Genomic DNA, 14,411 nt, shown 5'->3' with positions numbered 1-14,411 from the left:
GGAGTCAGGGCGCCGGTGCCGTCAGCGAGATGATGCTGGCGGCCTTGTCGAGGCATTCCTGCCACTCGCGGTCAGGGTCGGAGTCGATGGTGATGCCGCCGCCCACCCCGAGCGCCGTCGTGCCGTCCGGCTCGATCTCCACCGTGCGGATCGCGACGTTGAGGTCGAGGTCGCCGTCGGGTGTCGCGACCCCGACCGCTCCGCAGTAGACCCCGCGGGCCGACGTCTCCCACCCCTGCAGGAGTTCGCGCGCACGGATCTTGGGGGTGCCGGTCACCGATCCCGGCGGGAACGTCGCCTCGATCAGCGCATCGGTGCCGACGTCGTCGGGCAGTGTCGCGGCCACCGTCGACACCAGATGCCAGACCCCCGGCGCCGGGTGGACGGCGAGCAGTTCGGGCACGGTGACGCTTCCGGGGACGGCGAGGCGGCCGAGGTCGTTGCGCACGAGGTCGACGATCATCACGTTCTCGGCGACGTCCTTGACCGACGACAACAGCGATGTCGGATCGGCACCGGACGGCACGGTGCCCTTGATGGGGCTCGACGTGACCGCGTGGCCGTGGACGTGCAGGTAGGTCTCCGGGGAGAACGACGCGACCGCACCCCAGTCGCCGGCGACGTACGCCGCCTTGCGGGGTCGCATCGCCTCGACGCCGGCGACGAAGAAGTCGATGGGCCGACCCGTGAGATCTCCGGAGAAGCGGGTGCAGACGCACGCCTGGTAGACCTCTCCCGCCGCGATGGCCTCGAGGCACGAGCGGATGGCGGTGTCGTGGGGCGCGCGTGGGGGAGTGGTCCAGCGCGTCGACCACGCCCGTGTGGGGGGAACGCCATGATCGTCGGACACGAAGGCGCGCAACCAGTCCGGGCATGATGCTCCGGTCACGTCATGGTGGAACCATCGACCGTTCTCGTGGGTGAGCATGTTCGGGGAGACGCCACCGACGACGGCGGGCAACGCCGCCTCGGCCAGACGATCCGGATAGGCGAGGTATCCCGCCCAGAATCCCGCCGGGTCGTTCGGCGGTCGGACCCCTGACCGCACGTCGACCGACGGGATGATCACCGCGTCGCCGCCCAGCCAGTCCCCGATGAAACCGGCGGGGCCGGGCACGCCCTCGGCGAGGCTGCGCTCGTGCAGCGCGGCGAGCAGTGTTGTCGATGATCGGCCGGGCCCGAGATCGGTGACCCGGGAGGCCATCTCAGCTCTTCTTGGTGTCGTACCGGGGGAAGACAGGAGCCGGGGCCGGCAGCGTGGTGCCCGCGGCGAGACGGTCGCCGATCGCGTCGAACGAGCGTCGTTCGACGCCGATCGCGAGCAGATCGAGCAGGGTTCCGCCGGAGGTCGGCATGACCGGCTGCACCAGGATGCTGACGATCCGCACGACCTCGGCGCAGACGTAGAGCACGGTGCCGGTGCGATCGAGATCGGTCTTGGCCAGCTTCCACGGCTCTTGCGCGGAGATGTACCGGTTGGTCTCGGCCAGCACTTCCCACAGTGCCTCGAGCGCGAGATGCAGTGCCTGCTGGTCGAATTCGACACGCACCCGCGCCAGTAGACCGTCGGCCCGCTCGAGGAGAGCGGTGTCCTCGGCGGTGAACTCGCCGGGGGTCGGCACGACGTGGTCGAAGTTCTTGCCGATCATCGACAGCGACCGCTGCGCGAGGTTGCCGAGCTCGTTGGCGAGGTCGGCGTTGATCCGCGACACGATCGCGTCGTGACTGTAGGACCCGTCCTGGCCGTAGGACACCTCCCGCAGCAGGAAGTAGCGCAAGGGATCGAGTCCGTACTCGTCGACGAGCGCGTAGGGGTCGACGACGTTGCCGACCGACTTGCTCATCTTCTCGCCCTTGTTGAACAGGAATCCGTGTGCGAACACCCGTTTGGGCAGTGCGATCCCCGCACTCATCAGGAACGCGGGCCAGTAGACGCAGTGGAACCGGACGATGTCCTTGCCGATGATGTGCAGGTCGGCGGGCCAGTACTTGTCGAGGGTCTCGGTGTCGTCCGGGAAACCGACGCCGGTGAGGTAGTTGGTCAGTGCGTCGACCCACACGTACATCACGTGCGCGTCGTCACCGGGTACGTCGACACCCCAGTCGAACGTGGTCCGGGAGATCGACAGGTCACGAAGGCCACCGCGCACGAAGCTCGCGACCTCGTTGCGCCGCGTCAGCGGTCCGATGAAGTCGGGGTGGGACTCGTAGTGGGCGAGCAACTTGTCCTGGTAGGCCGAGAGCCGGAAGAAGTAGGACTCCTCCTCGGTCCACTCGACCGGCGTCTGGGTCTCGGTGGCCACACGGGTGCCGTCGTCGCGGACGGTGAGATCGCCGTCGGTGTAGAACGCCTCGTCGCGCACCGAGTACCAGCCGGCGAACTTGTCGAGGTAGATGTCGCCGTTGTCGGCCATCCGCTGCCAGATCGCCTGCGACGCGACGTGGTGGTCGGCGTCGGTGGTGCGGATGAAGCGATCGAAGCTGCTGCCCAACGCGACCTGCAACTCGCGGAACGCCGCGGCGTTGCGGTCGGCGAGCGCCCGGGTCGCGATCCCCTCGGCCGCCGCGGTCTGTTCCATCTTCTGGCCGTGTTCGTCGGTGCCGGTGAGGAATCGGACGTCGAAGCCGTCGAGTCGCTTGAACCGCGCGATGGCGTCGGCCGAGATGTACTCGTAGGCGTGCCCGATGTGCGGCGCGCCGTTGGGGTAGGCGATCGCCGTGGTCACATAGAAAGGAGTCTTCGCTGCGGGTGCCATGGTGCGCCCAGCCTATCGGGGCTGCTCCACCGGTTTGATGGCCGCCTTAGGGTGGTCGCATGACCGACGGCGAGGCCCGAGCACGGCAGCGGTTCGCGCAGGCTCCGGTGGCGCGGCTCGCCACGGTGTCCGACGAGGGTCTCCCGCACCTGGTCCCGGTCGTGTTCGCCGTCGACGGGGACGTGGTCTACACCGCGGTCGACGGCAAGCCGAAATCCGGGGCGCCGCTGCGTCGGCTGCGCAACATCGCCGACAACCCGAACGTCAGTCTGCTGGTCGACCACTACGACGACGACTGGAACGCACTGTGGTGGGTCCGGGTCGACGGTTCCGCCCAGATCCACCCGGACGGGCCGGTGGCCGAGCACGCGTACGGCTCACTGCGTGCGAAATACCCTCAGTACGAGACGGTCCCACTCGACGGACCGGTCATCGCGGTCACGGTGCGTCAGCGGAGGTGGTGGCTCGGGCGAAGTTCGCCATGAGCTCGCCGGTGATCTGCGGCCACAGCGGTTCGGGCAGGTCGTGGCCCATGCCGTCGATCAGGACCAACTTCGATCCGGCGATCGCGTGTGCGATGGCCTTGCCGCCCGACGGGCGCATCAGGCCGTCGGCCTTGCCGTGGATCACCACCGCCGGGGCGGTCACCGCGCGTGCGTACCGACGCAGGCTGCCGCTACCCATCACCGCGCTGGTCTGGCGAAGGATCCCGGCCGGGTCGTGCGAGCGGTCGTGGTACGACGCGGCCAGCTCCCACGCCTCGTCGTCGCTGAGGGGGTAGCCGGGGCTGCCGATGGTCTGCAATGCCTTTGCGGACCCGGCGACGTAGTCCTCGCGGGTCGCGCCCTTGCCCGGTCCGGACAGCAGGGCAAGCAGCTTGCGCGGGTCGGGCGGCGGGAGGAATGCCTGCAGGGTCGAGGAGAAGAGGATCGCCAACGACGAGACCCGCTCGGGGTACTTGCCGCCGACGACCTGCGCGATCATCCCGCCCATCGACGCACCGACCACGTGCGCGCGTTCGATGCCGAGGTGGTCGAGGACGCCGATCGCGTCGGCGGCCATGTCGACGACGGTGTACGGCACCGTGCTGCCGATGCCCAGCTCGGTCTTCACCAGACGAGGCAGGATCGAGCCGGTGACGCGGACGCCGTCGAGGTGGGTCGACAGGCCGATGTCGCGGTTGTCGAAGCGGATGACGCGGTAGCCCTGATCGACCAGGACGTCGCAGAACCCGGTCGGCCAGACCGTCAGCTGCGCGCTCAGACCCATGATCAACAACACGGGCGGATCGGCGATGTCGCCGATGTCCTCGTAGTAGATGTCGAGGTCGCCGACGTGTGCGGTTCCGGTGCGGAGCTGGCTCTCACTCATCGGTCCGACGATAGCCGCCGACCGTGCCCAAACAACCCGTCGACCGCGCCTTAACAACCCGTCGAGCGTGCCTTTACGACCCGTCGACCGTGCCTGAACAAACCGTCGACCGTGCCGACGTCGGGCTGAGCGCTGGTTCGGCCCGCTCGGCGGGGGATTACGGCCCGCTCGGCGGGGGATTAGGGCACGTTCGGCGGGTGGTTAGGGCCCGCTCGGCGGGACGGGTGCGGGGAGTGCGAGACCGTTGGCAGCGAGCACGGCGCGCAGCCGGTCGGGGTAGTCGTGATGAGCCCGTCCACGCCGAGCTTCACGAAGTGGTCCATCGTCGCCGGATCGTCGACGGTCCACGGGATGACCTTCAGCCCGGCGCGGTGCGCGTCGGCGACCATCCGTGCGTCCGGGTAGGGCGTGAACGACGGGTCGCCGATGCGGCCGTCCTGGGGTGTGCCCTGGACCGGCGAGATGGCCGTGACCCCCGGGATCGCCTTCGCCGTGCGCACCAGGTCGCCGCCGAAGTCGTCCGCGTCGAGACCGCCGAGCCACGGCGAACGACCGGGTTGCCCCACCTGCAGGAAGTCCTTGTTGGTCAGCGCGATCAACGGCAGTCGCGGGTCGAGACGATGCATCACGCGCAGGGCACCCCAGTCGAAGCTCTCGATCGTCACCTGGCGCGCCAGTCCGGACCGGGCGATCTCCTGGTGGACGCGCGCCACGAACAGCTCGCGCGGCATGGTCTGTTCCGGCGAGCCGGCCTCGACCTTGGTCTCGATGTTGAGGTGCACGCCCCACGCGCGGCGTGAGCGGATGAGGTCGAAGACCTCCCGCAGCTCGATGATCCGGGCGCCGGCGATGCGTTGCTGCTCAGGGAATCCGGAGAGCTGTCGGTACCCCAGTCGAGCGTCCGGATCTGCGCCAGCGTGAGGTCCTTGATGTATTTCCCGACGTACGGGAACTGCGGGTCCGAGGTGAACGCCGGTGCGGTGTCACGGCACTTGTCGCCGGAGATCTGCCGGTCGTGCGAGACGACCACCCGCAGGTCCCGGGTCACCTGGGTGTCGAGTTCGAGGGTGCTGACGCCGAGTCTCAACGCCTTGTCGAAGCCGGCGAGGGTCGATTCCGTGGTGAGTCCGATGCCGCCGCGATGGGCCTGGAGATCGAACACGCGTTGTCCTCCCGGCCGCGGCGGGGCGGCAGACGCCGAATCCGATCCGGCCGCCTCGTGGCCGAATGTCACCGCTCCCACCGTGAGTACCACGGCGACCGCGGATCGGAGGTTGCGTCGTGAGAACACGGCTCGACATCGAGCGATCGACTGCATGGCCGCGACGCTAGGCCGCCCGCACGAACGACCCGACAACCGTGGGTTACCGGACACTGAACGGGCTCAGCCGCCGATGGTCTTTCCGAAACACCTGCTCAGCGGGCTGTCGGAGAACTCGCCGAACGCGTCGATCGGGATGTAACCGATGGCCTGGTACAGCGCGATCGCCTCGGGTTGGCGGATGCCGGTCTCGAGCACCACGCTCGACAACCCGCGCTCGGCGGCGCGCTCCTCCAGAGCGGTGACGAGTCGCGCTGCGATGCCACGTCGGCGGCCGTCGACCGCCACGAACATCCTTTTGATCTCGCCGCGGCCGCCGCCGATGTCGCGCAGACCCACACACCCGACCGGCGCACCGTCGAGGCGGGCCACGAAGTACTCGGAGTCGGCGACCACCGGATCGGGGTCGTAGTCGGGATAGCGCTCGTTCAGGTCGGCGATGGTCGCGATCAGCAGCGTCACCAGGTCGGGGTCGGTCGGATCGACGAGACGGTTGATCGTCACCGACCCGGACGGTTCGGTCGGAGCTGTGGAGAGATCGCCAGGGTTCATCGAGCCAGGACGTTACGCGTGGGCGTCGTGCCCGACGGTTCCGCGTCCGCTCCCGGTGTGACCCGCACCGACACTCTCGGACGGCCCCTGGGGAGAATGGACGCCATGGCCATCCGCACCCGACCGTTCGCCCAGGTCGACGTCTTCGCATCCGGTCCGATCTCAGGAAACCCGGTCGCAGTGGTACTCGACGCGACGGATCTCGACGATCAGCAGATGGCGGCGTTCGCGCGGTGGACGAACCTGTCGGAGACGACGTTCGTCCTGCCCCCGACCGATCAGGCCGCCGACTACCGGCTGCGGATCTTCACCCCGGGCGGCGAGCTCCCGTTCGCCGGCCATCCGACACTCGGATCGGCGCACGCCTGGCTCGAGGCCGGAAACAGCCCGTGGGGAGATGTCGTCGTCCAGGAGTGCGGCGCGGGGTTGATCACCATTCGTCGAGACGGCGAGCGACTCGCATTCGCTGCGCCGCCGTTGCGGCGGTCGGGTGCGGTGGACGACGACACCCTCGTCGAGATCCGTGCAGCCCTGGGCCTGACGCCGTCGGACGTGGTGACCTCGAACTGGGTGGACAACGGTCCGGGATGGATCGGGCTGATGCTCACCTCGGGCGAGCGCGTGCTCGAGGTCCGGCCCGACTTCGGCGCGCTGGGAGGACACGAGGTCGGCCTGATCGGGGCCTACCGCGGTGACGACGTCGGCGCCGACTACGAGGTGCGGGCGTTCGCGCCCGGCGACGGCGTGCCCGAGGACCCGGTCACCGGGAGCCTGAACGCCGGCTTCGCCACCTGGCTGCGCGCCACCGGCGAGATCCCTGCCCACTACGTCGCCGCGCAGGGCACGGCTCTGGGCCGCGCCGGACGCGTTTTCGTCGACGATGATGGGTCGGATATCTGGGTCGGCGGCACCAGTGTGACGACCATCACCGGGACGGTGGATCTGTGAGCCGCAAGCCCCGACTGCCACCGCCCGACCCGGAGCCGCTCGCGCCGCTGATCGACGCCCACACCCATCTCGCCGCGTGCGGTGGTCGCGACCCCGAATCCGTCGCCGCGATCCTCGATCACGCGCAGGGTGTCGGCGTCGGTGCGGTGGTCACGGTGGCCGACGACATGGTCGACGCGCGGTGGGCCGTCGCCGCCGCCGAATGGGACGACCGTGCCCATGCGGCGACGGCTTTGCACCCGACCCACGCCGGCGACCTCACCGACGAGACGGCCGAGGAACTGCGTGCGATGGCGCGTCATCCGCGGGTCGTCGCGGTGGGCGAGACCGGTCTCGACTACTACTGGCTCGGCAAGTCCGACGACTGCGCGTCGAAACAGCAACAGCACGAGGCATTTCGGTGGCACATCGACCTCGCCAAGGAGGTCGGCAAGCCGTTGATGATCCACAACCGCGAGGCCGACCGCGATCTGCTCGACGTCCTCGCCGCCGAGGGTGCACCGGAGACGGTGATCATGCACTGCTTCTCCGGCGACGAGGCCATCGCTCGCGAGTGCGTGGAGAGGGGGTACGTGCTCAGCTTCTCCGGGACGGTCAGCTTCACCAATGCCACCGAACTGCAGGCCGCCGCGCGCATCGTGCCCGACGACCAACTCCTCGTCGAGACCGACGCCCCGTTCCTGACCCCGCACCCCTACCGCGGGCACCCGAATCAGTCGTATTGCCTGCCGTACACGGTGCGGGCGTTGGCCGACCTCAGGGACACCGACGCGCAGACACTCGCCGGACATCTCACGGCCACCGCCGAGCGGGTTTACCGGATCGCTTTGCCATCGGTGTAGGCCGCCGTTATCCTTCTGTGATCCCGCCGAGTCCTGACGGATACTCCCCGTCCCCGACAAGAAGTTGACGTGTGTCTTTTTTAGCCCGAATCAACGATTCCAACTCCACCAAGGTGCGAGTCGCCATCGCGGCGCTGCTGTTGACGCTCATCGCCGGAGGCGTGATGGGGATCGTGATGCACAAGACGGTCACCATCGATGTGGACGGGAAGATGGTCACGGTCGCGACCATGCGGTCGTCCATCTCCGACGTTCTCGCCGATCAGGGCTACCACCCCGCGAAGGGTGATCTCGTGAGCCCCGCGCCGTCGGACGGTGTCGCCGACGGACAGACGATCACCTTCCACCGACTCAAGACGATCGTCCTCGACGTCGACGGCAAAAAGCGTGAGATCAAGACCAACGCCGTCACCGTCGAGCAGGCCCTCGCACAGCAGAACCTCGCCGCGCCGTCGATCGACGTGGAGGCCCCGCGCACCGAGACACTGCCCGTGGACGGGGCCGCCGTGGCGGTCACGCTGCCCAAGAAGGTCACCCTCGTCGACGCGAAGGTCCGGTCCACCCCGGAGGTCGCCGCCAAGACGGTCGGCGAACTGCTCGCCGACCTGGGCAACCCGCTGGCCGGCCAGGATGCCGTCACCCCGGCCGCCGACACCCCGATCGCCGCGAACATGGCCATCAACGTCACCCGGGTCCGCACCGAAGAGGTCACCGAGACCGAGCCGCTGAAGGCGCCGGACAAGGAGACCAAGGACCCGACCGTCATCACGGGCAAGAAGGTCGTGAAGACCCCGGGCAAGCCCGGCACCCAGAACGTGACCTACTCGGTCACCACCGTCAACGGCAAAGAGACCAAGCGCATCAAGACCGGCGCCTCCGAGGTCACCCCGGCCGTCGCCGCCGAGGTGAACGTCGGCACCAAGCCGGGTGCGCCGTTCGTCCCGGTCGGATCGGTCTGGGACCAGCTCGTGCAGTGCGAGTCGACCGGCAACTGGGCCATCAACACCGGCAACGGCTTCTTCGGTGGCGTGCAGTTCGACCAGAACACCTGGGACCGCTGGGGCGGCCAGGAGTTCGCGCCGCGCGCCGACCTCGCCAGCCGTGAGGAGCAGATCTTCGTCGCGGAGAAGACCCTCGCCGCACAGGGCTGGGGCGCATGGCCGTCCTGCTCGTCGAAACTGGGTCTTCGGTGATTCCCGCCTCCGGCGGGGGCCTTCGCTGAGCCCCACGCCACCGCGTCTGCTCGGACCGGTCCAGGTCCGGACGCTCGCCGAGGAGCTCGGGATCCGTCCCACCAAGACGTTGGGGCAGAACTTCGTCCACGACGGCAACACCGTGCGTCGCATCGTCTCCGCGGCAGAGGTCGACTCCGACGACGTCGTGCTGGAGGTCGGTCCGGGATTGGGCTCGCTCACGCTGGCACTGCTGGGCGTCGTCGGCGAGGTGATCGCGGTCGAGATCGACCCGGTCCTGGCCGGAGCGCTGCCGACGACCGTGGCCGAGTACGCCCCCGACCATGCCGACCGACTCACCGTCGTCGAGGCCGACGCACTGACCATCGCGGCGCACGACCTGCCCGCCGCGCCCACCGCGGTCGTGGCCAACCTGCCCTACAACGTCGCGGTGCCGGTGCTGCTGCATCTCCTGGCGACGTTCCCGTCGATCCGGACGGTGCTCGTCATGGTGCAGCTCGAGGTGGCCGAACGCCTCGCGGCCGGACCCGGTGGACGCATCTACGGGGTACCGAGCGTCAAGGCGCGGTTCTTCGGCACGGTGAAACGGGCCGGGACGGTCGGCGCCGGCGTCTTCTGGCCCGAGCCGAAGGTGGAATCCGGGTTGGTGCGCGTCGACCGCCTCGAGATGCCGTGGGACACCGACGACGCGACCCGACGCCCGGTCTACGCGGTCATCGACGCCGCCTTCGCCCAGCGCCGCAAGACGTTGCGCGCCGCGTTGGCCGGATGGGCCGGGTCGGCCACCGAGGCCGAACGCCGACTCCGGGCCGCCGACATCGACCCGTCGCTGCGCGGCGAACGCCTCGAGGTGGCCGATTTCGTGCGCCTCGCCGGTTCGTCCTAGCTCGCCGCGCCCAGTAGTCTTGGCAGTCGTGCTCTCCGTCGTTCCCCGCCCGGTCACTGTCCGGGTCCCCGCCAAGATCAACCTGCACCTCGGTGTCGGTGACCTGCGCGATGACGGCTACCACGAGCTGGAGACCGTTTTCCAGGCCGTCTCGCTGACCGACGAGATCTCGATCGTCCCCGCCGACACGCGCACCATCACCGTCCGTGGTGACCACGCCGCGGTCGTGCCGACCGATCACCGGAACCTGGCGTGGGCGGCGGTGGACGCCATGGCCGCCGCGACCGGACACACCGGCGAGGTCGCCATCGAGATCACCAAGGGCATCCCGGTCGCCGGCGGCATGGCCGGGGGGAGCGCCGATGCGGCCGCCACGCTGGTCGGCCTGGCCCGGCTGTGGCGCGTCGAACCCACGCGCGACGAGATGTACGCCATGGCCGCCGATCTGGGCAGTGACGTCTCGTTCTCGCTGCACGGCGGTACGGCTCTCGGGAGCGGACGCGGTGAGAACCTGATGAGCGTGCTGTCGCGCGGTGAGTTCCACTGGGTCATCGCGATCGCCGGTGGGGGGCTCAGCACGCCGGACGTGTACCGCGAGCTCGACACGCTGCGCCGCAACGAAAGTCTTTCCCGCGCCTCGCATCCGGACCAACTGATGCAGGCGCTCGCCGCGGGTGACCCGCGCCGGCTGGCGCCGCTGCTGCGCAATGACCTGCAGCCGGCCGCGGTGTCGCTGATGCCGACCCTGCGCCGGACCCTGCGCGCCGGTACCGATGCCGGCGCGATCGCCGGCATCGTCTCGGGTTCCGGCCCCACGTGTGTGTTCCTCTGCACCGACTCCGACCACGCCGTCGACGTCGCCGCCGAACTGTCCGGGGCCGGGGTGTGCCGATCGGTGCGCATCGCCTCCGGGCCGGTTCCCGGCGCACGTCTCGTCGACGACGACCGATGACGCCGTACCGGCGCACCACGAACGACAGGACCCGATGACCAACCTCGTCAACGCCGAGAAGATCAGCAAGAGCTTCGGCATCGCGCCGCTCCTCGAGTCGGTGAGTCTCGGTGTGCAAGAAGGCCAACGCATCGGTGTGGTCGGCCTCAACGGCGGCGGCAAGACCACGATGCTCGAGATCCTCGCCGGCATCACCGAACCCGATTCCGGGCGGGTGTCGCGGGTCGGTGGCCTGCGGATGGCCGTGGTCACCCAGCGCGGTGTGCTCCCTCCCGGCGCGACCGTGGGCGACGTCGTCCTGGGACCGCTCGACATCCCCGAGCACGAGTGGGCGTCGGACGTGCGTGTGCGCGCGGTGCTGGCCGGCATCGGGATCGACCGCCTCGACGGGGGACTCGAGCGCAGCGTCGAGGAACTCTCCGGCGGACAGCGACGTCGTGTCGCCCTGGCCGCGGCTCTCGTACAGGATCTCGACCTGCTGATCCTCGACGAGCCCACCAACCATCTCGACGTCGAGGGTGTGCAGTGGCTCGCCGACCACGTCGTCAACCGTCGCAGTGCGCTGGTGGTCGTCACCCACGATCGCTGGTTCCTCGACACCGTCGCCACCCGCACGTGGGAGGTCGCGCACGGCTCGGTGACGGAATACGAAGGCGGATACAACGACTGGATCTACGCCCGGGCCGAGCGTGGGCGCCTGGCCGACGCCGCCGAGGAGCGTCGCCGCAACCTCGCGCGCAAGGAACTGGCCTGGCTGCGCCGCGGCCCGCCCGCCCGGACCTCCAAGCCCAAGTATCGGATCGAGGCTGCCGAGAAGCTCATCGCCGATGTGCCCCCGGTCCGCGACAGCGTCGCGTTGTCGAGCTTCGCCAAGCGCCGACTCGGTCGCGTCGTCATCGAACTCGAGGACGCGACCCTCCGCACCCCGGACGACCGGGTGTTGGTCGAGGACCTGACCTGGCGTCTGCAGCCGGGCGAGCGGATCGGTCTCGTCGGCATCAACGGCTCCGGCAAGACGACGCTTCTGCGCGCGCTCGCCGGCGAGGTGCCCGTCGACCCCGGTCGTCGCAAGGAGGGCACCACGGTGTCGATCGGGTGGCTGCGTCAGGAACTCGACGACCTGCCCACCGACATGCGGGTGCTCGAGGCGGTCGAGGACGTCGCCGGACGCATCACCATCGGCGCGGGAACCAAGCAGGAGAAGGAGATCTCGGCGGGCCAGCTCGCCGAACGCCTCGGCTTCTCACCCGCCCGGCAGCGCACCCCGGTCGGTGACCTCTCCGGTGGCGAGCGGCGTCGCCTGCAGTTGACCCGTGTACTGATGGCACAGCCCAACGTGTTGCTGCTCGACGAGCCCACCAACGACCTCGACATCGACACCCTGCAGCAACTCGAGGACATCCTCGACGGCTGGGCCGGGACGATGGTGGTCATCAGTCACGACCGCTACCTGATCGAGCGGATCTGCGACAGCACCTGGGCGTTGTTCGGCGACGGTGGACTGACCAACCTGCCCGGCGGCATCGAGTCCTATCTGCAGCGACGAGCGCGGCAGGGCGACAACAGCACCCCGGTGTCGTCGGTCGCGGGACGTGCCGACGGCGCGGTCGCCGCACCGGTGCGCGATGCAGGAGCAGAGCGCGACGCGCAGAAGGCGATGAAGCGGCTCGAGCGGCAGATCGCGAAGTTCGACACCCGCGAGACCGAGCTGCACGCACTGCTGGCCGCGTCCGCCACCGATTCGCAACGCCTGCGCGAACTCGACGCGGAGTTGACGGCCGTCGTGGCCGAGAAGGAGACCGCCGAGGTCGAATGGATGGAACTCGCCGAAGAATGGGGATAGTACGGTACTTGCATGTCCTACATTCAGTCCTCGGTTGCCAACGGAGTCGGCGAGATAGTCCTCGATCGGCCACGGGCACTCAACGCCCTCGACCAGTCGATGATCGACGACATGCACGAGGTGCTGATCCGGTGGGCGGACGATCCGTCGGTGTCCACGGTTCTCGTGACGTCGGCGTCGGACCGGGCGTTCTGCGCCGGTGGTGACATCCGGGCGATCCGCGACAACGCGGTCGACGGTGACGCCGCGGCGATCAGCCACTACTTCGCCTCGGAGTACACCCTCGACCAGTTGATCGCCGACTATCCCAAGCCCTACGTCACGCTGATCGACGGCGCCGCGATGGGCGGCGGGCTCGGGATCAGCGTGCACGGCGAGGTCCGGGTCGTCACCGACAAAGCCGTGATGGCGATGCCGGAGACGGCGATCGGGTTCTTCCCCGACATCGGTGCGACCTACTTCCTGCCGCGCCTGCCCGCGGGTGTCGGGATGTGGTTGGGACTCACCGGAGCCCGCATCACCGGTGCCGACGCAGTCACGGTCGGCCTGGCCACGCACCATGTCCCGACCGAGGGTCTCGCCGAGGTGGCGGACGCGATCCGCTCGGGCGCACCGCTGGTCGAGGTCCTGACCTCGTCCGCCCCGGCCCCGACCGAGATCCCGTTGAAGAACATCGCCGAATATTTTGCCGACAGTTCGGTCCCCGCGATCCTGGGTGGTCTGCGCGGCGCGGCATCGAGTGCGTCGGAGCAGCAGGCGGAATGGGCCCAGCAGATGGTGTCGCTGATGGAGTCGGCCTCGCCGACCAGTCTGATGGTGGCGGCCCGGCTGATCGAGATCGGTGACTCGTCGTTGCTCGATCAGTGCTTCGAGCGAGAACTCCATGCCGCGGAACGGATCTGCGCCACCCCCGATTTCGCCGAGGGAGTCCGAGCGGTCCTCGTCGACAAGGATCGCAACCCGGCGTTCTCGCCCGCGCAGGTCGACGATGTCGACCCGGCCGAGGTCGAGCGGATCGTCGGCAGCATCTGAGGCGTCGTCACCTGCGGAGTTCGAACCACCCGGACAGCACGGCGGTCGACGCCGCGTCGGGCGCCACGGTCCCCGGTATCCCGATCGGCGGGAGCGGCGCCTGCGGCTCCGGTAGCTGATCGGTCGGGTCGATGGCGTCGTCGGGCCTGAACGGGTTCCCCTGCACGAGAACGGCGTTCGGACAGGTGAAGGATCCCGCGGCGGTGTCCTCGGTGAACGAGCTCATCGTCAGCGCGCACGAGATGGCCTGGAAGTACCGGCCCTCGGCCACCACACCGATCTGCGCGGTCACGTCGCGGCGCGACACCAACTCGGCGATCGGTGCCTCGATCTGTACGCCGTTCGTGCCCGCGCTCTTGAACACGAACAGCGCGCTGTCCGGGGGTACGAGGGGATCGTCGTTGCCCCACTTGGGGAATGCATGGCATCCGTCACCCGAGGTGTCGTCGGTGTCCGGGTCGGGGTCGGCGACGTTGCCGGGCGCGGCGGCGGGCGCGAGGCGTGCCACGTCGACGAAGACGCGCCCGGTCCGGAACAGGATTCCGCCGGGCGACTGGGTGAGCTGACCGGTCGGGGGCTTGTCGGTGCACCGCTCGTCGGCGACGCGGTCGCCGGTCGGGGTGGGCGCCGTCGATGTCGGTGCCGACGAGGTGTTCGCTCTCGCGGGTGGGCGGGACGTGCCCGTTGTCGCCGACGCGCAGCCGGTCGCCACGGC

The 14,411-nt window shown here is 69.2% G+C and carries 14 protein-coding genes and 1 pseudogene; 8 read left to right on the top strand and 7 right to left on the bottom strand.

Features of this window, described 5'->3' with window-relative positions:
- Positions 1-4 precede the first annotated feature (4 nt).
- Both LX13_RS01700 and metG read right to left on the bottom strand, forming a co-directional pair.
- The gene (locus LX13_RS01700; protein ID WP_253659583.1) at positions 5-1,204 is read right to left on the bottom strand and encodes an aminodeoxychorismate synthase component I; all 1,200 of its coding nucleotides are present in this window, start codon (positions 1,202-1,204) and stop codon (positions 5-7) included.
- Position 1,205: 1 nt separating this feature from the next.
- Positions 1,206-2,756, bottom strand: a complete 1,551-nt coding sequence (gene metG, locus LX13_RS01695; protein ID WP_253659582.1) for a methionine--tRNA ligase — start codon at positions 2,754-2,756, stop codon at positions 1,206-1,208.
- Between the two features lie 59 nt (positions 2,757-2,815).
- Here metG and LX13_RS01690 point away from each other — a divergent pair, with 59 nt between their 5' ends.
- Positions 2,816-3,241 carry a TIGR03668 family PPOX class F420-dependent oxidoreductase gene (locus tag LX13_RS01690; protein ID WP_253659581.1) on the top strand — a complete coding sequence of 142 codons (426 nt, stop codon included), beginning with the start codon at positions 2,816-2,818 and terminating at the stop codon, positions 3,239-3,241.
- On the opposite strand, the gene LX13_RS01685 is transcribed toward LX13_RS01690, so the two are convergent.
- From LX13_RS01685 to LX13_RS01670, 4 genes and pseudogenes are all read right to left on the bottom strand, one after another.
- Positions 3,195-4,127: an alpha/beta fold hydrolase gene (locus LX13_RS01685; RefSeq protein ID WP_253659580.1), complete on the bottom strand. Its 933-nt coding sequence runs from the start codon at positions 4,125-4,127 to the stop codon at positions 3,195-3,197. The two genes, LX13_RS01690 and LX13_RS01685, sit on opposite strands and share 47 nt — an antisense overlap.
- Positions 4,128-4,306: 179 nt before the next feature.
- Positions 4,307-4,933, bottom strand: a complete 627-nt coding sequence (locus LX13_RS01680; protein WP_343947348.1) for a glycerophosphodiester phosphodiesterase family protein — start codon at positions 4,931-4,933, stop codon at positions 4,307-4,309.
- 134 nt (positions 4,934-5,067) lie between these two features.
- Positions 5,068-5,445 (bottom strand): annotated as a pseudogene (locus LX13_RS01675) (glycerophosphodiester phosphodiesterase family protein); the annotation flags it as partial.
- A 66-nt stretch (positions 5,446-5,511) separates the two neighbouring features.
- A complete protein-coding gene (locus tag LX13_RS01670; RefSeq protein WP_253659578.1) occupies positions 5,512-5,952 on the bottom strand; it encodes a GNAT family N-acetyltransferase in 441 nt (146 codons plus the stop codon).
- A gap of 153 nt (positions 5,953-6,105) precedes the next feature.
- Between LX13_RS01670 and LX13_RS01665 the strand changes: the two genes are divergently transcribed.
- The 7 genes from LX13_RS01665 to LX13_RS01635 all read left to right on the top strand — a co-directional run bounded on the left by LX13_RS01665 (position 6,106) and on the right by LX13_RS01635 (position 13,696).
- Positions 6,106-6,948, top strand: a complete 843-nt coding sequence (locus tag LX13_RS01665) for a PhzF family phenazine biosynthesis protein (protein ID WP_253659577.1) — start codon at positions 6,106-6,108, stop codon at positions 6,946-6,948.
- Complete coding sequence (locus tag LX13_RS01660) at positions 6,945-7,790, top strand: TatD family hydrolase (RefSeq protein WP_253659576.1); 846 nt, start codon at positions 6,945-6,947, stop codon at positions 7,788-7,790. Before LX13_RS01665 ends, LX13_RS01660 begins: the two co-directional genes overlap by 4 nt.
- Positions 7,791-7,861: 71 nt before the next feature.
- Complete coding sequence (locus LX13_RS01655; protein WP_253659575.1) at positions 7,862-8,983, top strand: resuscitation-promoting factor; 1,122 nt, start codon at positions 7,862-7,864, stop codon at positions 8,981-8,983.
- A gap of 25 nt (positions 8,984-9,008) precedes the next feature.
- Positions 9,009-9,869, top strand: coding sequence for a 16S rRNA (adenine(1518)-N(6)/adenine(1519)-N(6))-dimethyltransferase RsmA (rsmA, locus tag LX13_RS01650; protein ID WP_253660523.1), 861 nt, complete (start codon positions 9,009-9,011; stop codon positions 9,867-9,869).
- Positions 9,870-9,897: 28 nt separating this feature from the next.
- Complete coding sequence (locus LX13_RS01645; protein WP_253659574.1) at positions 9,898-10,821, top strand: 4-(cytidine 5'-diphospho)-2-C-methyl-D-erythritol kinase; 924 nt, start codon at positions 9,898-9,900, stop codon at positions 10,819-10,821.
- A gap of 34 nt (positions 10,822-10,855) precedes the next feature.
- Complete coding sequence (locus LX13_RS01640; protein ID WP_253659573.1) at positions 10,856-12,664, top strand: ABC-F family ATP-binding cassette domain-containing protein; 1,809 nt, start codon at positions 10,856-10,858, stop codon at positions 12,662-12,664.
- 12 nt (positions 12,665-12,676) lie between these two features.
- On the top strand, positions 12,677-13,696 hold the full coding sequence (locus tag LX13_RS01635; RefSeq protein ID WP_253659572.1) for an enoyl-CoA hydratase/isomerase family protein: 1,020 nt from the start codon (positions 12,677-12,679) through the stop codon (positions 13,694-13,696).
- Positions 13,697-13,703: 7 nt separating this feature from the next.
- Here the strand turns inward: LX13_RS01635 and LX13_RS01630 are convergent, their stop codons facing one another.
- Complete coding sequence (locus tag LX13_RS01630) at positions 13,704-14,408, bottom strand: hypothetical protein (RefSeq protein ID WP_253659571.1); 705 nt, start codon at positions 14,406-14,408, stop codon at positions 13,704-13,706.
- Positions 14,409-14,411 lie beyond the last annotated feature (3 nt).

Source organism: Williamsia maris, assembly GCF_024171815.1.
GTDB classification, from domain to species: domain Bacteria; phylum Actinomycetota; class Actinomycetes; order Mycobacteriales; family Mycobacteriaceae; genus Williamsia_A; species Williamsia_A maris.
This window is presented reverse-complemented; position numbering and strand designations above follow the sequence as displayed.